This window comes from Cryobacterium sp. PH31-L1 (assembly GCF_030063145.1).
In the GTDB taxonomy this organism is placed as follows: domain Bacteria; phylum Actinomycetota; class Actinomycetes; order Actinomycetales; family Microbacteriaceae; genus Cryobacterium.
In genome coordinates this window covers 202,171-221,567 of the sequence record NZ_JASISM010000002.1, presented here as the reverse complement: position 1 = coordinate 221,567, position 19,397 = coordinate 202,171, and the positions used below count along the sequence as shown (strand labels likewise).

Sequence of the window (19,397 nt, the reverse complement as noted above, 5' to 3'; positions counted from 1 at the left end):
CCGCGAGGGCGCGCAAGTGCCCGGTTGAGATGCTCAATCGGGCACTTTTTGCGCTCTCGCGACCCGGCGAAGCTAGTCGGTGATCTGGGAGACTCGCTGGCGCGTCTGCCGCGGGGCGGCGGTGCCGCGCACCAGAAAGCTGGCCTGGGCCCGATCGAACGAGGAATAGAACCACCTCGTGGTCAGCACGCCGAGCTTGGTCACCTCATAAGCGTCTCCGCTCTGCTGGATCACTCCGAGCAGGGCGGCTGGGTCGCCATCGAGCATTTGCGAATCTCGCACCAACCATTCGGTCGGGGTGAGCTGGAGAATGCCGAGCTGCGATACGCGCAGATTCTGGGCATCCGAAACGCCATTGTTCGGGTTCACGTGCCGCCTCCTGGGCCGCTTTGGGCCTTAAGTAGACATCTGCTGACTCTCGCATTCAAGGGGTTGACAGCACCCTCCTACGCGATTCCCACCCGGCTCCAATTTTCGTTCCGCGAGAGCGCAAAAAGTGCCCGATTGGACACTCCAATCGGGCACATTTTGCGCTTTCGCGAGGCGAGCTGGTACTAGTTCGTGAGGTTCAATACTTCGGCGGTGGCGGCCAGGGACGCGGCAGCAGCAGCAGGGTCGTCAGACAGGCGGGTGCCGTAGCTCGGGATCATCTGACGGATGCGCGGCTTCCAGCCCTCGATACGGTCGGGGAAGCAGCGGGCCAGCAGATCCACCATAATCGGCGCGGCCGTCGAGGCTCCCGGCGAGGCGCCGAGCAGGCCGGCGATCGAGCCATCGCTCGAGGTGATGACCTCGGTGCCGAACTGCAGCACTCCCCCAAGCTTGGGATCCTTCTTCATGACCTGAACGCGCTGGCCGGCTGTGATCAGCTCCCAGTCCTTCGAATCCGCAGCGGGAATGAACTCGCGCAGGGCCTTGATCTTGGCGGACCGCGACGCGAACACCTCGCCGATCAGGTATTTCATCAGGTCGAAGTTGTTCTTCGCGACGGCGAGCATCGGGCCGAGGTTGTGCGTGCGAATGGAGAACGGCAGGTCGAACCAGGTGCTCGTCTTCAAGAACTTGGGACTGAACCCGGCGTACGGGCCGAACAACAGCGACATTTCACCATCGACCACGCGGGTGTCCAGGTGCGGCACCGACATCGGCGGGGCACCCTTGGCCGCCTTGCCGTAGACCTTGGCCTGGTGCTGGGCGACGAGCTTCGGGTTGGTGGTGCGCAGAAACTGGCCGCTGATCGGAAAGCCACCGAAGCCCTTGATCTCGGGAATCCCGCTCTGCTGCAGCAGCGCGAGTGCGCCGCCACCGGCTCCGACGAACACGAAGCGGGCGTTGACGGTACTGCGGGTCTGCCCGACCTGGCGCAGCAATTTAAGGTTCCAGGTGCCATCCGCTTTGTGCTTGAGGCCGACGACCTGCTCATTCATGTGCATCGTGGCTCCCTGCTGTTCGAGATTCTCGAATAGGAGCCGGGTGAGGGCACCGAAGTCGACGTCGGTGCCGCTCGTGATGCGGGTGGCGGCGATTTTCTGGCCGGCGGGGCGCTTGCGGGTGAGCAGCGGGGTCCAGGTGCCGATGGTGGCGGCGTCATCACTGAATTCCATGCCGGCGAACAACGGCTCGGGCGCGAGCACGGCGTGACGCTTGCGCAGGTATTCCACGTTGGCTTTGCCGTGCACGAAGGTCATGTGCGGAGTGGAGTTGATGAACTTACCCGGCTCAGGCAGGGCGCCGATCGAAACCAGGTGCGCCCACAGCTGGCGGCTGATCTGAAACTGCTCATTGATGACGACGGCTTTGTCGGCGGTGACCGAACCGTCCGCAGCCTGCGGCATGTAGTTGAGTTCGCAGAGCCCGGCGTGGCCCGTGCCGGCGTTGTTCCACGGGTTCGAGCTCTCCTGGGCCAGCTCGCCGAGGCGCTCGTACACCTCGATGCGCCAGTCGGGCTGCAGCTCCTTCAGGAGCGTGCCGAGGGTGGCACTCATGATGCCGCCACCAATGAGGACTACGTCAACGGTTCCCTGAGAATTCACACTGTCGAGTGTATCGCTGCGAGCGGATGCGCCCGACCGCTCCAGATGGTCCCCAAACCGCCCCCTGTATAAGGGATACTGGTGGGTATGCTTTCTGACAACGCCGAGCGGCGCGTCGCCGTCATCATTGAGGATGACGCCGACATTCGCAACCTGCTCGAGGCCGTGCTCACCCAGGCGGGGTTCGAGACGATCGCCACGAGCAACGGCCTCGACGGCATTGCTGCGGTGCGCGCTTACGATCCGATCGTCACGACCCTCGACGTGAGCATGCCCGGCATGGACGGCTTCGAGACCGCCAAACGCCTGCGCGCCTTCAGCCCCACCTATATCGTCATGCTCACCGCCCGCGACGACGAGATCGACACCCTGCAGGGCCTTGAGGCCGGCGCCGACGACTACCTGACCAAGCCGTTTCGCCCACGCGAACTGCGCGCCCGCATCGAAGCCATGCTGCGCCGCCCCCGCCACCCCGTCACCGCGGATGCCGCTACCTCGTCCGCGCCGACCGCCTCACCTCCCGCTGTGGTCGTGGCCCCGCAGCAGGTCGCCGCGCCCGCCGGCGGGGCCGCCGCAGATCCCCTCGATGCCCCGTTGACCGCCGCCGCGTCGCTTCACACCGCACCCACTCCGGTATTTCGGCAGACTCCCGTCGCATCCGCTCCCACGTTCGTGCCGGCGCAAGATGCGGCGAACCCGGTGGTCGATGCCGCACCGCACGGCGGCTGGTTCGAGCACAACGACCTGCGGCTGAACCCGGCAGAACGCCTCGTGCGACTGGCCGGCGCCCAGCTCGAGCTGACCCGCACCGAGTTCGACCTGCTCGCCGCGCTGCTCGAATCCCAGCGGAGGGTGCGCAGCAAGAATGATCTGGCCCTGTTGCTGCGAGGCGAGGCCTACGCGAGCGCCTTTCCGGTGAACGAGGCGGACCGCCGCGCGGTAGAAGTGCACATGGGCAACCTGCGGCGCAAACTCGGTGACAGCAGCGCCACTCCGCGCTGGCTGGAAACCGTGCGCGGTGTCGGCTATCGCCTCGCCGCCCACGAGTAGCAGCCCCGACGTCGTGCCGGCTGCGGGGCCCCCGGGCCGGGCCGCGCACTGACGTTCTCCGGTACTGAAGGCCACCGGGCCCACCGTGCAGCCCGGGCCCAGTCCCCGGGTCTCGTCCCTGGAGCGGGGCGAGGCAGGGGGCTAGGCGGAGATGTGGCGGGACAGCGCCAGGCAGGTGTCAAGGCCGACCTCGCTCAGGTGCGGCAGCTGCTGCCGGCAGCCGGCCAGGTCCTTGCTCTTCAGCGTGCTGTGCAGCCGACCGGCAGCGTTTTCAAGGCGTACGGCTCCGAGCATCCGGCTGCTTGACCGGATGCTCAGCAGCACGATGTCGGCATCCTCGAGGTCAGCCGAAGCCAGCGCGGTCTGCAGGCGCAGCTCACGCAAGTTCCACAGGAAGAGGAAGTCTGTGACGAAGCGGTTCTGCACGGTGACATCACCGCCGAGATCGTGGCGCAGCCGCTGCAGCGGCGCCGGATCGACGAGCGGACTCATGCCAGGCATCCGCTGGTCGGCATGGTGTCAGTCAGGGGCAGGATCACTCTGCCAACTCTGACAGGTCGACCCCTGTTGTAGGGGCAGTTTTGGTCTGCTTCGCGTCAAGATCTGATCAAGATCGGGCACTGTCGGTCGCCGCGAGCTCGACCGCGATGTCGTTGCCGCCGGCCGTCTTGACGGTGTCGATGGCGGTATTGACCGCGATGCTGAGCGCGGGGAGGGTGAACCCGTGGTCGAAGGTGTCGGCGATGCCGAAACTCGCGGTCAGGCGAATCAGGGAGGCCTCCGTCAACGTTTCGTCAACGAGGGTCGTCTGGATGCGTTCGGCGAGCGCGCGTGCCTCTGCCGCCGATGCCGCCCCGGCCAGCACGAGAAACCGTCCGCTGGCCCGGTGTCCGACGATCGAGAGCACCGGCGCGCTCGCGCGCAATTTCGTGGCGAATCGGGCAATGGCCTCGTCGCCGGCGACCCGGCCGAAGGCGATGTTGATTTCGGGCAGGTTGTCGATATCGGCGCCGATCAGGGCCAGGCCGACCCCGGCATTCTCAGCCCGATCGAGGTGGTCGGTCGCGGCCTGCACGAATGCAGCGGCCGACAGCACGCCCGCCGCCGAGTGGATGCCGTCGGTCACGTCGCCGACGGCGCTGCCCGACCCCTGCTGGGCGCGCAGGGCGGCGGCGGCAACGGTCATCAGCACGACGAGGCACAGGCTGAGCGCCGCAAACTGTGCGGTGCTGAAGTAGGTCGCGAACACCGCTCCGCCCACACCGTCAACAGTGAAGACGACGGCACGGGCCGTGGCAGCCACCGCGACGATCCAGAGGACAACAGACAGGATGCGTGCGCTCAGGTCGCGGCGCAACCGTGCGCGTACCGCTTCGAGCGCACCGAGCACCGCGAGCACCGCGAGGCCCATCCACAGCTCGGCGGCGCCGGCCCAGCGCCCAGCCACTTCGCCGTGCAGCAACGTCGCGGCGAGCACAAGCACGCTGAAAGCGGCGATCACCCAGAAGCCGCGGCTGCGGCCGTTGTACCGACGCAGGCCAGCCCAGACCGACCCGACGGCGATGGTCAGCGCCACGTTGGCCACGACGATGGCCCACCAGATCATCTGCCCGGTCTCGGAGGCTCCGTGCGCGATGGTGACCATCATGCCGGCGATGAAGGCAAGGCTCCAAATGCGGCCGACCGAATCGTTGCGATTGAACGCGGTGTTCAGAATGAAAACCACTCCGCACAGTGCGATGACGACACCGTTCAGTTGGAGCAGTGTCATGGTGTCCAGTTGCATTCGCCTACTCCTTGAAAGCTGTTCATGATGTGCGCGGCAGCGTCGCGATCGCGGTGGTGCCCTTGCCCGGAGCCGATTCGAGCCTCAGATCCCCGCCGTGCTGGCGGCAGATCTCCCGGCTGATGCTGAGTCCAAGCCCGGTGCCGTGGATGCTCGATCCGCGCACCGAATCGGCGCGGTAGAACCGATCGAACAGGTTCACCTGCTCGCCAGGCGTCATGCCCCGGCCGGTATCGGCAATACGCAGCTCGACCTGGCTGGTGGAATCGAGCAGGGTCACCTCGATGCGACCGCCGGAGATGTTGTACTTCACCGCGTTGGAGAACAGGTTGTCGACCACCTGGCGCAGGCGCAAGGCATCCGCTTCGAGCCGTACCGTTGGCAGGGCATCCAGCACGAACATAATGTTGCGGTCAGCGGCCACCGGTCGCAGCGATTCGATGGCGTCGGTGACGATCACCGACAGGTCACACGGTGCCAGGGTGATCGCGAGTTCGTGCCTGGCAGCGGCGGCGGTGGTGAGCAGGTCAGCAACCAGCGCCTGCAGCCGGTCGGAGTTCTTCGACGCCACCTCGAGCATGCGCCGAGTCGACGGATCGAGGGTGTCGTCATCGAGGGCGAGCTCGAGATAGCCCAGGATTGAGGTCAGCGGGGTGCGTAATTCATGCGAAACGGATGCGACCAGGTCATCCCGCGCTTTGATCGCACGCAGTTCGGCGGTCACGTCGCGCGACACCATGACGCCGCCATCGTAGTTGTCGTTCTCGTCGAGAATAGGCCGGGCCGAGATGAGCACGGCAGCCTGCTGCTGGTCCGGCTCCCCCACCCAGAGGGTCATGCGGTCGACCGTCTCGCCGCGCATCGCCCGCTGAAACGGCCGGTCCTGCTCTGCGAAGGGGGTGACCTGGTCTTCGTGGTAAACCGCGATAGTGGAGAGCTGGCCGTCTTTCACCCCGAAGCGGGAGAACATCTCGCGCTGGGCCCGATTGATGAGATTGGGCCTGGCCTCGCGGCTGAAACCGACAACGCCGAAGTCAACGGTGTTGAAGATCGCGTCGAGGGTGCATTCCTGGCGGCGGGACCGGCGCAGGGCCCCCTCGAACAACACGGCCTGCTGGGTGAGCAGCACCCGCTGCGCCGCCGCACGCTTCGTGGTCGTGTAGGTCGTGGCGGCGACGAAGGCCAGCACGATCGGTACGATGGCCAGCCGCGGAATCTCGGTGCCCGATACCGGCTCGACGCGCAGCAGCCCTGCGGTCCAGAGCAACGCCGTCGTGAGAACCACGCCGCCGATCGCGCCCCGGCCGCCGAAGTGCGTCGACAGCCAAATGATGGGAAAGACCAGGAGGAACGTCGTGCCGAGAAGGGGTGCTCCCTCGCGGGCGATGACCAAGCCGACGACGTCAACGATGGGCAGGACGATAATCCACTTCTTGTCGACCTGCCGCCATGGCACCCCGGCGGCGACCGCGGTGGCGACGAAGATGATGAGGATACCAGCCAGGAACAACTGGTTGGTGAAAAGTTGACGGTCGAGCAGCCCCGAAACGGCCACCAACAGCAGGGTCGATGATCCGACCAGCAGTTGGGAGAGAAAGACTGATCGTTCTACCCGGTACCGGCGTGCCTGGTCAGGTCGCAGGCGGATTTGCATCATGATGGCGCCACCCTGGCGTGCGCGCTCTGGGTGGGCAGCACGGCCTTCGCCCCGAATTCGTCGAGCCGGTCGGCGGTCTCGGCGAACCCCTGCGGCACCCCAAAATGGAAGCCCTGAGCGCTGCGAATGCCGAGCTGGGCCAACTGCTGGGCCATGAGTTCGTTCTCAACCCCTTCGACGATCATCGAGTACTCGAGCTTGTCGCCGAAACTCTGCAGCGCCGTGAGAACCTCGCGCTGGCGAATATCAGCGAGGTCGTCGACCAGGCTGCGGTCGATCTTGAGGATATCCATCGCAACACGCACGAGCGAATCGACCGAGGAGTCTTCGGAACCGTAGTCGTCGAGTGCGATCAGAACGCCGAGATCACGCAGCCGGTTGACCTGCTCGCGAATCTCGGCCGACACCCGCACGACCGAGCGCTCGTTGAGTTCCAGGCAGAGCGAGATCTCGGGGTAGCGATTGTTCAGATCCTCCACGAACAGGCCGAGCCGATCCGGCGCGAGCTGCCCGGCTTCCACATTGACGGTCATGCAGACGATGCCCGGTTCGACCAGGCGGAATTCGGCGGCTGCGGCCATCGCCGTCTCGGCGATCTGACGGGTCAGCTTGTCGAACCGGCCCAGGCTCTTGGCCTTTTCGACCAGCGACGGTGGTGAGATCGCACCAAGTTCCGGGTCGACGTAGCGCAGCAACGCCTCGAACGCCCAGATTCGACCGGTGACGAGACTGACGATGGGCTGGTAGGCCAGCGGCAGCCGGTTCTCGTCGATGGCACGGGCGATCGTGTCGTTGAACTGCGAGGAGCTGTGGCCGGAGACGTTGATGCTCGCCTCGCCGTCGGCGCTACCACGCCGGCGGCTTTTCTTGACCATGAGCATGCTGTGGTCGGCGTCGTGAACGAGCGACGCAACATCCGTTTCTATGGAAACGGAGTAGGCCAGGCCGATGCTGAGTCTGGGACTGATCGTGTCGGCACCGACGGCGAGCGGCAGAGCGGATGCCGCGAGCACTCTCTCGGCGACCGACTTGGCTTCGGCGAGGGACGCCAGGCGGGTGAGGATGATGACGAATTCGTCGCCGCCGACCCGCGCGACGACATCGTGGGGGCGCACCGACTGGCGCAGCCGCTGGCCGAGAACCCGCAGCACCTCGTCGCCGGTCTGATGCCCGTAAGTGTCGTTGAGGCGTTTGAAACCGTCGACGTCCATGAAGAGCACAGCGATGGCCTCGGCGTCGCTGCGGGTGCTGTTGATGGTGTCGAGCGCCTCCTGAAAAGCGCCGTAGTTGGGCAGGCCGGTGAGCGGATCGGTATTGGCCTTCATCGTCAGGCCGGCCACATTCTGCCTGGCCTGCACGGCAAGTTCGGCAGTGGCGGCGAGTGCCTGCAGGGCGCGGCGATCAACGCCGGAGAAGGAGCCGTCCATCGGGTCGCGGCGGGCGACGAGAAAGCGCGGTTCACCGGGAACGAACATGACCGGTACCCCGACGGCGCCGCCCTCGGCGGGGCCATCCTGTACGACGATCGACTGCACACCCACCGCGGTGGCAGCCGCATCGCAGAGCGCCTCGGCCACGTTGTCGATGCTGCGGGTGGTGCTCAGCGCGCGGCTGCCGACCACGAGGCCGTTGAGGCGCCGCCGCATGTCCCACACCGTGCGCAGCACGATGGCGATCAGCGCCACGGCGAAACTGCCCATCAGCGTGCCGACCGCGGTTTGGATGCTGGTGCGGCCCTCGCCCGGGGTCGGCAGGCCGATCTCGGCCCAGCGCGCCGAGAACGCGGTCAACGCAGCGACCGTGACCAGCAGTGCGCCGAGCCGCAGGGGCGAGACGAGCGGCCGGCCGCCCCGGTCGGCCGGGGCGTTGGTCAGGCGCACCCTGATAATTTCCAGGGCCAGCACGACCAGTACGTACCCAACGGATGCCGCGGCCACGGTCGGCAGCGCCGCTACCCCGACCCGGTCGAGCAGCCAATCGATGCAGAAGTAGATCGTGCAGCCGATGCCCACCAGGCCGGCGCTGTAAACGGACACACCGATGCGGCGGGATTCGACGAGCAGCACGACGAGGATTCCGAGCATGACGACGCCGATGATGGCCGGGCTCGGCAGCACCGGAACGAGCGCCGGCACGGCAAGCACGGGCACACTGATAGTCGGCGTGCGATGGGGCACACTGCCGACGCGGATCCAGGCCAGTTCGAGGGCGGCAACGCACACGATTCCGGTCACTGCGGCGGCGATTCTGGTGCCCGGATCAGCCAGAACGGTGGCAACGGCACCGGGAACGAACACCAGCAGCATGGCCGTGAACACGCCGAAGGAGACGCGCTGCAGCACGCCCGACACCCCACTTCGGCTCACGCAGTCAAAGCCTACGCGACTTGGCCCCCAATGAGGGCGCGTGGGTGGGAATTGGTGCCTTGATCGTCCGGCCGCGCCCGTGCTCGGGGCGTACCTAAATCGGGCCGGGCCCATGTTATGAAACCGGGACCATGATATATCGTGGTCCCGGTTTCCGGGCTCAGGCCCGGACAGTAAAAAGAGGGCGATTACGCTACGACGAGATCGGCGGCGATGAGCTCGGCGATCTGTACGGCGTTCAAGGCCGCACCCTTCCGCAGGTTGTCGTTGCTGATGAAGAGGGCAAGGCCGCGGCCATCCGCTACGCCTTCGTCCTGGCGGATACGACCGACGAAGCTCGCGTCCTGGCCGGCTGCCTGCAGCGGCGTCGGAATGTCGGTGAGTTCGACGCCGGGGGCGGTCTTGAGCAGCTCCTCGGCGCGGGCGACGCTGATCGGCCGGGCGAACTCCACGTTGATTGAGAGCGAGTGGCCGGTGAAGACGGGCACGCGCACGCAGGTTCCGGAAACCAGCAGCTCGGGCAGGCCGAGGATCTTGCGGCTCTCATTGCGCAGCTTCTTCTCTTCGTCGGTTTCGAACTGTCCGTCGTCGACGATGCTGCCGGCCAGCGGAATCACGTCGAACGCGATCGGGCGGGCGTAGATGGTGGGTTCGGGCAGGGTGACGGCGCTGCCGTCGTGCACGAGCTGGAACAGGTTCTCGTCTTGCGCGGCAACCCGCACCTGGCTGGCCAGTTCGAATGCGCCGGCCAGGCCGCTGCCGGAGACAGCCTGGTAGGTGCTGACGATGAGTCGCTTGAGGCCGGCCTCGTCGTGCAGAACCTTCAGCACGGGCATGGCGGCCATGGTGGTGCAGTTCGGGTTGGCGATGATGCCCTTGACGGCCAGCTTGATGGCCTCGGGGTTGACCTCGCTGACGACGAGGGGCACGTCGGGGTCCATGCGCCAGCCGCTCGAGTTGTCGACAACCAGCACGCCGGCCGCAGCAAAGCGCGGAGCCTGCGCCTTCGAGAGCGTGGCTCCGGCCGAGAAGATGGCCACATCGAGGCCGGTCGGGTCGGCGACCGAGGCGTCTTCGACCGTGATCGGCTCACCCCGGAAAGTCAGCGTGGTGCCGGCCGAGCGCGCAGACGCGAAAAAGCGGATGCTCCTCACCGGAAAATCGCGCTCCTCCAGCAGACGACGCACGACGGCGCCGACCTGTCCGGTGGCTCCGACGACGCCGATATTGATGCCTGGGGTGTTGGCTGAGCTGGTCACGTGTGGTTCCTAACGTCTGTGGGGATGCCTTCCGGGGCATCCGTGTGGCGAGGTCTGAGTAGTGAAGCCAATTCAGGGCTCGAACTCACACCGCGGCGAGTTAGCGGCCGGAGCCGCCGTGCACGACAGCTTCGATCTCGCCGTCGAGCCCGAACGCGGTGTGCACCACGCGGAGGGCCTCGTTGATGGTGTCTGCGCGGGTGACCACCGAGATGCGGATCTCACTGGTCGAGATCATCTCGATGTTGATTCCGGCCTCGTAGAGTGCCTCGAACAGCTTCGCGGAGACCCCCGTGTTGGTGCGCATTCCGCCGCCGACCAGGGCGAGCTTGGCGATCTGGTCGTCGTACTGCAGGCTCTTGAATCCGATGAGCTCTTTCTCGTTGGTCAGCGCGGTCAGCACCTGCTGGCCTTCCGACTTCGGCAGCGTGAACGAAATGTCGGTGAGGCCGGTCGAGGCGGCCGACACGTTCTGCACGATCATGTCGACGTTGGCGTTGGTGCGCGCGACGATCTTGAAGATGAGCGCAGCCTTGCCGGGGATGTCGGGCACACCGACCACGGTGACCTTCGCTTCGCTCAGGTCAGCGGCGATTCCGGCGATGATTGGCTCTTCCACGATTTCTCCATTTTCTCGCGCGGTCGCGGCGTTGTACACGATGGTGCCGGTGTTGTTGTTGAACGAGGAGCGCACGTGCAGCGTGACGCCGTGGCGGCGGGCATATTCCACAGCGCGAATATACAAAACCTTGGCCCCGGCAGCGGCGAGTTCGAGCATTTCTTCACTCGTGACGCGCTCGAGTTTGCGGGCGCGGGGAACGACGCGCGGGTCGGCGGTGAAGACGCCATCGACATCCGTATAGATTTCGCAGATGTCGGCGCCGAGGGCGGCGGCCAGGGCCACCGCGGTGGTGTCGGAGCCGCCGCGGCCGAGGGTAGTGATGTCCTGGGTGTCGCGGTTGAAGCCCTGGAAGCCGGCGACGATGGCGACGGCGCCCTCGTCGAGTGCCGAGCGGATGCGCCCGGGCGTGACGTCGACGATGCGCGCTGAGCCGTGGCGGGCATCCGTGATCATGCCGGCCTGGCTGCCGGTGAAAGAGCGGGCGTCGTAGCCGAGGCTCTTGATGGCCATCGCGAGCAGCGCCATCGAGATGCGTTCGCCAGCGGTGAGCAGCATGTCGAGCTCACGCGGGGCGGGCAGCGGGGTGACCTGGTGGGCGAGGTCAAGCAGCTCGTCGGTGCTGTCGCCCATCGCCGAGACGGCGACGACGACCTCGTTGCCTGCCTTGCGGGTATCGACGATGCGCTTGGCGACCCGCTTGATGCTTTCGGCGTCGGCGACGGATGATCCGCCGAACTTCTGCACGATCAAGGCCATGGGACTCCTGAGATGGGGGTGTGCGGCCTGTTGTGCGGGCCGCGTCCAAGTTCCCATCCTAAATGCTGGTGCTGGCGGGCGGGTGCCATGTGACGTTGCGCGGCGGAGGTGTGCGGAGTGGGCGCGTGCCGGGGCGGACGTGCGGGGGTGGCATCCGCTCGTCGGGCCCACCTTCGGGAACCAGGCCCATGATCTAGCCTGGGCCCAGTGTCCGGGCCCAGGCCCGGGAAGGGGTGAAGGCTAGTTGGTGACCTCTCGGCGCCCCTCGAAGGCCCGGCCGAGGGTGACCTCGTCGGCATACTCAAGGTCGCCGCCGACGGGCAGGCCGGAGGCCAAGCGGGTGACCTTGATCTCGAGCGTGGTGAGCAGGCGCGAGAGGTACGTTGCGGTGGCCTCCCCCTCGAGGTTCGGATCGGTCGCGATGATGACCTCCTGCACGGTGTTGTCGGCGAGGCGCTGCATCAGCTGGCGGATGCGCAGGTCGTCCGGGCCGACACCGTCGATCGGGCTGATGGCTCCGCCCAGCACGTGATAAAGCCCCTTGAACTCGCGGGTGCGCTCGATGGCGACGACGTCCTTGGCCTCTTCGACCACGCAGATCGAGGTCGGGTTGCGCCGCGGATCCCGGCAGATCAGGCAGGTGGGCTGCTCGGAGACGTTGCCGCAGATGTCGCAGAACCGCACCTTGTCGCGCACCTCGAGCAGCACGTTGGCAAGCCTGGTCACGTCGAACTTCTCGGTCTGCAGAATGTGGAACGCGATGCGCTGCGCCGACTTCGGCCCGATGCCCGGAAGCTGGCCCAGCTCGTCGATCAGTTCCTGAACGATTCCTTCATACATGGTCTAGTAGTCGTTTCTGGTTCGGGGCGCAGCGGAGTACGGCTGCTCTTCGATGAAAGTGGCACCGAGAATCTCACGCACGACAGCCTCGCCGTAACGCTGCTTCTCGGCGAAGGACGGCGCCCGTGACGGATCCTTCGTTGCGCCGCGCTGGGCCGACGCGTTCGGGTGCTGGCGCTGCGCCGGGTCGGTCTGCGCGCCGGCTTGCTGCTGGCCGGGGTTGTGCTGGGGCGCACCCGGAGACTGCCGGCTCGGCTGAGCGTCGGTCGAGAAAGCGGCGCTCGCGCCCGCGTTGCTCGACACAGCGTTGCTCGACCCCGCGTTGCTCGACACTGCGTTGCTCGGCACTGCGTTGCTCGACACTGCGTTGCTCGGCACTGCGTTGCTCGGCACTGCGGATGCCTCGGCCTGCGCCTCGTAGTTCGGCACTCGCTCGTCGGCGGGCGCGTCCATCTCGGGCGGCACGTCGTCGTCGAACGGCGGCGGCACGTCATCGAACGGCGGCTCGTCGGCGGACTGCGAATCGAGGGACTGCGGCTCGGTGAGGGACTGCGGTACAAAAACCGTCGCGGCCCACGGTTCGTCTGACGCCGCTCCCCCGGATGCACCCGCCCCAGTCGAGTGCGCCGGAACGGAAGACAACGATTCGGGGACCGTGGCGGCATCCGCTTCCGGCAGCGCGGGGTCGAGAGAAGCGGCAGCCGTGGTGTCGTCGTCAACGACGGGCAGTGCCGGTCCGTTGGGCGAGCCGGGGATAGCCACGGTGGCCCATCCGCTCGTGGATGCCGCGACCGTGGACGCGCCGGCGGCGGCCGACGGTGCCGTCACTCGCGCAGCAGCTGGAGGGGCCGGCGCGGTGCGCGACACGGTCGGCACGGTCACAGTAACCGCGCTTACTGCCGGTGCGGTTACTGTCGGTGCGGTTACTGTCGGTGCGGTTACTGTCGGTGCGGTCGCGGCGGTCGAAGGCGACTGCGAATCCGCGGCCTCGGCGTTTCGGGCGGCCGAGCTGACGGCATCCGCTGCGGGTGGTGCTGGTTCAGTCGCTGCGGGAACCGCTGGCGCAGGCTCCGCGGCGACGGTCGGCGAGCCGTCGGATGACGTGCTGGACGAGGACGCCTCACGGCCGACTTCGACCCGCGCGATGAACTTGACCCGCAGTCCGAGCACGGCAACGATCGCGGTGCGCAGAAAATCGCTGGTTCCCATTCCGGGAACCTTCTGCTGCTTGAAGCTGTCGACGTCGGCCTGGCTCGGGAAAGAGAGGGCGAGCACGTCACCGTTGAGTCCGAGCACGTGCGCGGTGTAGACGACGAGCCACGCGGTGGTCTTCTCGTTCTTGACGACTTCGAGAATCTCGGGCCAGGCGTCTTTGAGCTGCTGCAGGGTGACGGGAGCGCCGGGGACGATGCTCGCCGGGGATGGCTGGGTTGCCGAGGCAGCCTGCGTTCCCGGAATGGCGGTCTCGACAGGCTCGACCAGCGGATCGGGGGCGGACGCGGGGGCAGCAGCGGGCCTAGCGGCGCCGACGGATGCGGGGGCAACGGCGGACCCGCGGGCACCGGCCGACGCAGCGACAGCGGCGGGCCGACCAGCGGGCGCTCCGGCGGGCACAGCGGCGGCCAGGGCACCCGGCGCCGCGGCGGGCGCAGCATTAGGCGCAGCCGCAGCCGCCACGCCGTCGACTCCGATGCGACGCTCCAGGCGCTCGACCCTCGCGAGGGCGCCGCGAGTCGAGTCATCGGTCGCGGGAATCAGGGCACGGGCGATCATGAGCTCGAGGTGCAGGCGCGGCGAGGTGGCCCCGCTCATCTCGGTGAGCGCGGCGTTCAGAATGTCGGCGGTTCGCGAGAGTTCGGCCGGCCCGAAGGCGGCGGCCTGCCCGCTCATGCGCTCCAGTTCGTCTTGCGGAACCCCGCGCAGCACGGCCGCGGCCCCCGCGACACTCGTGGCGGCGACAATGATGAGGTCGCGCATGCGCTCCAGCAGGTCTTCGACGAACCGGCGCGGATCTTGCCCGGTCTGAATGACCCGGTCAACCGCATCGAACGCGGCGGAGGAATCGCGGGCACCGATGGCGTCGACCGCCTCGTCGAGCAGCGACGCGCTGGTGTAGCCAAGCAGCGCCACAGCGCGCTCGTATTCAATGGATTGACCATCAGACCCGGCCATGAGCTGGTCGAGCAGCGACAGGGTGTCGCGCGGTGAGCCGCCGCCGGCGCGCACCACGAGCGGCAGCACGCCGGGCGCGACAACCATCTTCTCGGTGTCGCACATCTGCTGCACGTATTCGAGCATCGGCCCCGGCGGCACCAGCCGGAACGGATAGTGATGTGTACGTGAGCGGATGGTTCCGATCACCTTTTCGGGTTCGGTGGTCGCGAAGATGAACTTCACGTGTTCCGGCGGCTCTTCGACGATCTTCAGCAGCGCGTTGAAGCCCTGCGGCGTGACCATATGCGCCTCATCAAGGATGAAGATCTTGTAGCGGTCACGGGCGGGCGCGAAAATGGCACGCTCACGAATGTCGCGGGCATCGTCGACACCGTTGTGGCTGGCCGCGTCGATCTCGACAACATCTAGGGAGCCGCCACCGTCACGCGCGAGCTCGACGCAGCTCGGGCAGACGCCGCAAGGCGTGTCGGTGGGGCCCTCGGCACAGTTGAGACAACGGGCCAGGATGCGCGCCGACGTGGTCTTGCCGCACCCGCGCGGTCCGCTGAACAGATAGGCGTGATTCACCCGGTTGGTGCGCAGCGCCGTCATCAGCGGATCGGTCACTTGGGACTGGCCGATCATCTCGGCAAAGGTCTCTGGCCGGTAGCGGCGATACAGGGCGGTAACCACGTTCTCAATGGTACTTGCCGCAACCGACACTCGCCCCCGCGCAGCATTCGCTGTGCACTCGTCACGCGGATGCCGTTTCACACATTGGCTCAGCCATGCGTCTGATCCAGCCGAAAGAAACATGCCTTGGGATAAAGATCAAGCCCTAGTTCACGGGTGTACACAGTAACTACCTGAGTGCCGAGTGGGAGTCTGAGAGATTAAAGGTACCCCTCGTATGGGGGGCGGGTAGAGTACTTCAACATCGCGGTTTCATTCGAAAAATCGTCACCGCCTCGCTCACCGAGCGAGCCATCCGCTGGCCTTGCAGGCGCCTCGTGCTCTTGAAGCGACCTTGCGCATGCCGTCATTGCTTGCACCAAGGGTCGTCGCCATGTCTACTTCGTCCAACAATTCTCCCGGCCTGACCGGGCGCAAGGTCAAGGCAGTTCTGGCCGGCGGCCTCGTGCTCGGAATCGGCGCCGCCGTCGTACTGGCGGCCTGGAACGATTCCGAATTCGCCACCAGCCCGTTCACCACCGGCACGTTCGAACTTCTCGGCAGCGTCGACGGCGCAACCTTCAGCATCCACGACGACCAGACACCTGCGACGTTGGCGTTCAGCACGCCGGTCAGTGAAATGTCTCCCGGGGATGTGCTGGCGGCTCCGTTCGTCTTGCACCTCAGCGCCGCGACAACCCAGGATGGGTCGCTCACCGTTGCATCCGCTGTCGGATCCGGAACCGCCGAGAGCGAGTTGACCTACGGACTTATCGCGGTCGCCAGTGTTGCGGCGTGCACGCCGACAGCTGTCGGAACCGAGATAGTCGCCGCCGGAACCGCCCTCGACGCGGTGGGCACTCCCGTCACGGCCTCGCTGGCGCGAAGCGTTGACGGGGTCGTCCCCGGAGCCGACGTGTTCACCTGTCTGCAAGTGACGGCGAGCCCCACCCTCGGCCAGGGCACGGCCGCCGTAGGCACCTGGCAGTTCGAAGCCGTTTCCGTTCCGTAGGTTGTAATGGACCCCGCAGGATTACGCCGTCGATTCGGTTCTGAGCTCTCGACGAACCGCGCGCCCAGCCGAGCGGATCGGCACCGCCGGTTCGTGCGGGTGCGCGCCATTCTGGCCGGTGGTCTCGTTCTCGGCATCGGCGCGGCCGCGACGGTCGCCGCCTGGACCGACGAGGAACACGCCAGCGCCACCCTCACCGCCGGCACCTTCTCGATCGTCGGAGCCACCGACGGGGCTACCTTCACCGATCATCCGACGGCGCCGGGCGCCACCCTCGCATTCGCGGTCTCGCCGTCGGCGATGGTTCCCGGCGCGGTCGTCTACGCGTTGTACTCGGTGAAAACCACTCCCACCAGCGTGGCCGGCACACTGCAGCTCACAGCGGATGCCGCGAACGGCTCCGGCCTCGGCGCCTACCTCACCTACGGGGTCACCGCCATTGCCGGAACGATCTGCTCGGTAGCGACCTTCGCCGGCGGAACCTCGATCGTGGCGCCGGGATCGGTGCCGACCGTCAGCGCGGCCGCCACGCAGGCGGTGGCGGCGGCCGGGGCGTCCGTTGTGAATTTTTGTTTCGCGGTGACGCTGCCGAGCTCGGCGGTGAATGCCGCGCAGGGCACGACCGTGACGCTGCACTATACGTTCGGGGCGGTCGCGTCGTGATGGGTCGAGGGCCGGGCCCTGCCGGGGATTCTGGTGGGGCATCCGTTCGCCGAGCCGTGAGTTTCGGCCCCGAATCGGGCCACATCGGTGCCGAAACTCACGGGCCGGCGGTTGAAACTCACGGGTCGGCGCGTCGAGCCGGAAGGTTCATCGCCGGCACTGGGCTCAACCTCGCCGCGGTCGGCGGAGTCGTCTGCCTCGTGCTCGTGGTGATGGCGGTCGGGTTCAACCTGACCCTGATCATGTTCCGCACCGGGTCGATGGGGCCGGGTATTCCGGCCGGATCCGTCGCGCTCGTGCACGAGATTGCGGCGAGTGAGATTCGCGTCGGGGACGTCGTGACGGTTGATCGCGCGGGCGCGCTGCCGATCACGCACCGGGTCACCTCGGTCACAACCCTGCCCGAAGCCCCAGCCGGTGCGGATATCAGCGCCACCTCCGGGGGAGCCCCGCTTACTCAGCCCAGCGAAGCCCGGGTGATCACGCTGAAGGGCGACGCGAACACGGCGGCCGACCCGGCGCCGTACACCGTCACCCTCGTGCGCATCGTGCTCGCGTCGGTGCCGGGGCTCGCCGTTGTCGTGGTCTGGTTCTCGAACCCGTGGGTGCTCGCCGCGCTCGCGGTCGGGGCGGCCGTGCTCGTGACCTGGGCGTTCTGGCCGCGCGACGAACGGGATGACGCCGACCGCGATGACGACCGCGACGGGTCGGCTGCTGATTCGCCGCAGCATCCGGACGGCCGGCCATGATCCCGCGGCAGCTCGGCGTTCTGGTCATTGCGGCGGCGCTGGCCAGCGTGCTCGTGCCGGCCGGCGCGCACTGGACCGACGCGACATTCACGGATGCTGAGCACGCGTCGTCCGCTTTGACTGCCCTCGTGGTTCCGGCGCCGGTGATCGATACCTGCACGGCGTCGAGCGTGCTCGTATCGGTCAGTCTCGTCGCGCCACGAGTCGTGCTGACTTGGCATTACCCCACAGCCGGGTATACCGCGGGCAACGCCCGCTATTACAACTCGAATAGCGGCGTCGGAGGGCTCACGCCGGTTGCCCTCGGCAGCGGTGTGAGCACGACCGGTCCGATGACCGGAACGTACACGACGACGTTTGAGGGCTCGCTTCTGGGCGGGCTGCTCGGGGGTTCCGGCGACGTCGGCGTTGCGGCCGCCCACGCGAGCGGATGGCGCTCGCTCATCTCGAGCGCGCACGCCACGTTCCCGCTGCTCGCGGGCGCCGGAACCTGCACGATCGCGAACGCCTGACCCGCCGGGATGAAGGTCCCGTTTACAACTGCGGAGATCTGGCTGATTTCAGCTCGAATCCGACAGAATCGACCTCCACGAGGCAAAAACTCCGCAGTATTGAACTGCACCCGGATAGGGCGCGGCTGTCGCCGCTGAACCACCGTGATCTTTGCCTCGTCGTTCGACCCGCACACACAGTGCACAACTGCGGAAATTCTCCACGGACGCGGTCGCAGCAGGCAACGATAGGCACGATCAGGCATCTTTTTACGCACATCTGACCACCACCGAAGACAGGGCGACCTCTCCTCCCCAAGCGCCGCTTGCGGGGGTGTTCCACATCTGGCAAGCACTCTGCCAAGTGCAGCCTCCGTGGTCGCACAATGCAGGCATGGGCTACGACCTTGCCACCGTTCTGTGCCATCTAGGGCACGTCGCCACCTCCCTGCAATTAGCTACAACCGGGGCCACCCGGCGATCAGTGAAATCTGCCGTCGACTCGGGGCTGATTCGACACAGCGCCAAGGGCGTATTTTCCTGCACGCACCTCGATCAACCGACAGTCACCGCATTGCAGGTTGGCGGCCGAGTCGATTGTCTGACGCGTCTGTCCCAGCTTGGAATCTGGAGCGGAATCGCGCGGCCAGGCCTTCACTTGCGCTTGCGTCCGCACCACCATCAACGACGATTGGAACCTGGCGCAGCACTCCACTGGAGTCGTGCCGTCCGCGAGTGGGGGCCGGTGTTCGAGGTATCGCCGTTTGATGCTGTGCTGCAGGCTTTGACGTGCCTGGAGGATGTCGACGCGTTAGCGTGCCTGGAGTCCGCGCTCTTCAAGAAATTCATCTCCGACGACGACCTCGGCGAACTCATCGACGCGGCACCAGACCGCCTGAGAAAAATTCTGAGTCTCATAGACCGCGGTGCCCAATCCGGTTTCGAAACATTCAGCCGGGTGGGTTTCATCCGCGACGGCTTTCGGGTCGAGACCCAGTTTTATGTGCCGGGAGCCGGCCACGTCGACATGCTTGTCAATGGCTGCGTCGGAATTGAGACTGACGGTGAAGAATGGCACGGCGCGGATCGATTCCTGCCCGACCGCACCAAAGACCGCGAAGTTGAGCGGCATGGCATCCGCACACTCCGTCTGGCCCGACCACACATTTTCGATACCTGGACCACAACCCTTGAGACCGTGCATCGCATGGTGCGTGACGCCGAGGACGCCGCATCCTGAAAGCGCCATCCGTAACTGCGGAGAAATGGCAGAAACACCCCGCCCGA

Annotated in this window: 16 protein-coding genes; 6 read left to right on the top strand and 10 right to left on the bottom strand. The window is 66.5% G+C overall.

Annotation, left to right across the window (positions count from 1 at the left end; all coding sequences use genetic code 11):
• Positions 1-72: 72 nt before the first annotated feature.
• Together QMF22_RS05400 and QMF22_RS05395 are read right to left on the bottom strand one after the other, a co-directional pair.
• Complete coding sequence (locus QMF22_RS05400; protein ID WP_283451153.1) at positions 73-369, bottom strand: hypothetical protein; 297 nt, start codon at positions 367-369, stop codon at positions 73-75.
• Between the two features lie 185 nt (positions 370-554).
• Complete coding sequence (locus QMF22_RS05395) at positions 555-2,033, bottom strand: malate:quinone oxidoreductase (protein WP_283451151.1); 1,479 nt, start codon at positions 2,031-2,033, stop codon at positions 555-557.
• An 87-nt stretch (positions 2,034-2,120) separates the two neighbouring features.
• On the opposite strand from QMF22_RS05395, the gene QMF22_RS05390 reads away from it, so the two are divergent.
• Positions 2,121-3,083, top strand: a complete 963-nt coding sequence (locus QMF22_RS05390; RefSeq protein ID WP_283451149.1) for a response regulator transcription factor — start codon at positions 2,121-2,123, stop codon at positions 3,081-3,083.
• 141 nt (positions 3,084-3,224) lie between these two features.
• On the opposite strand, the gene QMF22_RS05385 is transcribed toward QMF22_RS05390, so the two are convergent.
• The 8 genes from QMF22_RS05385 to QMF22_RS05350 all read right to left on the bottom strand — a co-directional run bounded on the left by QMF22_RS05385 (position 3,225) and on the right by QMF22_RS05350 (position 15,216).
• The gene (locus QMF22_RS05385; RefSeq protein WP_283451147.1) at positions 3,225-3,575 is read right to left on the bottom strand and encodes an Hpt domain-containing protein; all 351 of its coding nucleotides are present in this window, start codon (positions 3,573-3,575) and stop codon (positions 3,225-3,227) included.
• Positions 3,576-3,690: 115 nt separating this feature from the next.
• Positions 3,691-4,869, bottom strand: coding sequence for a GGDEF domain-containing protein (locus QMF22_RS05380; protein ID WP_283451144.1), 1,179 nt, complete (start codon positions 4,867-4,869; stop codon positions 3,691-3,693).
• A 22-nt stretch (positions 4,870-4,891) separates the two neighbouring features.
• Positions 4,892-6,526, bottom strand: coding sequence for a sensor histidine kinase (locus QMF22_RS05375; protein WP_283451142.1), 1,635 nt, complete (start codon positions 6,524-6,526; stop codon positions 4,892-4,894).
• Positions 6,523-8,892 carry a putative bifunctional diguanylate cyclase/phosphodiesterase gene (locus QMF22_RS05370; protein WP_283451140.1) on the bottom strand — a complete coding sequence of 790 codons (2,370 nt, stop codon included), beginning with the start codon at positions 8,890-8,892 and terminating at the stop codon, positions 6,523-6,525. Before QMF22_RS05370 ends, QMF22_RS05375 begins: the two co-directional genes overlap by 4 nt.
• A 188-nt stretch (positions 8,893-9,080) precedes the next feature.
• Entirely contained in the window at positions 9,081-10,151 is a 1,071-nt protein-coding gene (locus QMF22_RS05365) for an aspartate-semialdehyde dehydrogenase (RefSeq protein ID WP_283451138.1), read from the bottom strand.
• Positions 10,152-10,251: 100 nt separating this feature from the next.
• A complete protein-coding gene (locus QMF22_RS05360) occupies positions 10,252-11,529 on the bottom strand; it encodes an aspartate kinase (RefSeq protein WP_283451136.1) in 1,278 nt (425 codons plus the stop codon).
• 240 nt (positions 11,530-11,769) lie between these two features.
• Positions 11,770-12,369: a recombination mediator RecR gene (gene recR / locus QMF22_RS05355; RefSeq protein WP_283451135.1), complete on the bottom strand. Its 600-nt coding sequence runs from the start codon at positions 12,367-12,369 to the stop codon at positions 11,770-11,772.
• Between the two features lie 3 nt (positions 12,370-12,372).
• A complete protein-coding gene (locus QMF22_RS05350) occupies positions 12,373-15,216 on the bottom strand; it encodes a DNA polymerase III subunit gamma and tau (protein WP_283451134.1) in 2,844 nt (947 codons plus the stop codon).
• 373 nt (positions 15,217-15,589) lie between these two features.
• Here QMF22_RS05350 and QMF22_RS05345 point away from each other — a divergent pair, with 373 nt between their 5' ends.
• The 5 genes from QMF22_RS05345 to QMF22_RS05325 all read left to right on the top strand — a co-directional run bounded on the left by QMF22_RS05345 (position 15,590) and on the right by QMF22_RS05325 (position 19,350).
• Positions 15,590-16,207: a SipW-dependent-type signal peptide-containing protein gene (locus QMF22_RS05345; protein ID WP_283451133.1), complete on the top strand. Its 618-nt coding sequence runs from the start codon at positions 15,590-15,592 to the stop codon at positions 16,205-16,207.
• Positions 16,208-16,213: 6 nt separating this feature from the next.
• Entirely contained in the window at positions 16,214-16,870 is a 657-nt protein-coding gene (locus QMF22_RS05340) for a SipW-dependent-type signal peptide-containing protein (RefSeq protein ID WP_283451132.1), read from the top strand.
• A gap of 56 nt (positions 16,871-16,926) precedes the next feature.
• Positions 16,927-17,619 carry a S24/S26 family peptidase gene (locus QMF22_RS05335; RefSeq protein WP_283451130.1) on the top strand — a complete coding sequence of 231 codons (693 nt, stop codon included), beginning with the start codon at positions 16,927-16,929 and terminating at the stop codon, positions 17,617-17,619.
• On the top strand, positions 17,616-18,131 hold the full coding sequence (locus tag QMF22_RS05330; protein ID WP_283451128.1) for a hypothetical protein: 516 nt from the start codon (positions 17,616-17,618) through the stop codon (positions 18,129-18,131). Before QMF22_RS05335 ends, QMF22_RS05330 begins: the two co-directional genes overlap by 4 nt.
• A 373-nt stretch (positions 18,132-18,504) precedes the next feature.
• Positions 18,505-19,350, top strand: coding sequence for a putative endonuclease domain-containing protein (locus tag QMF22_RS05325; RefSeq protein ID WP_283451125.1), 846 nt, complete (start codon positions 18,505-18,507; stop codon positions 19,348-19,350).
• Positions 19,351-19,397 lie beyond the last annotated feature (47 nt).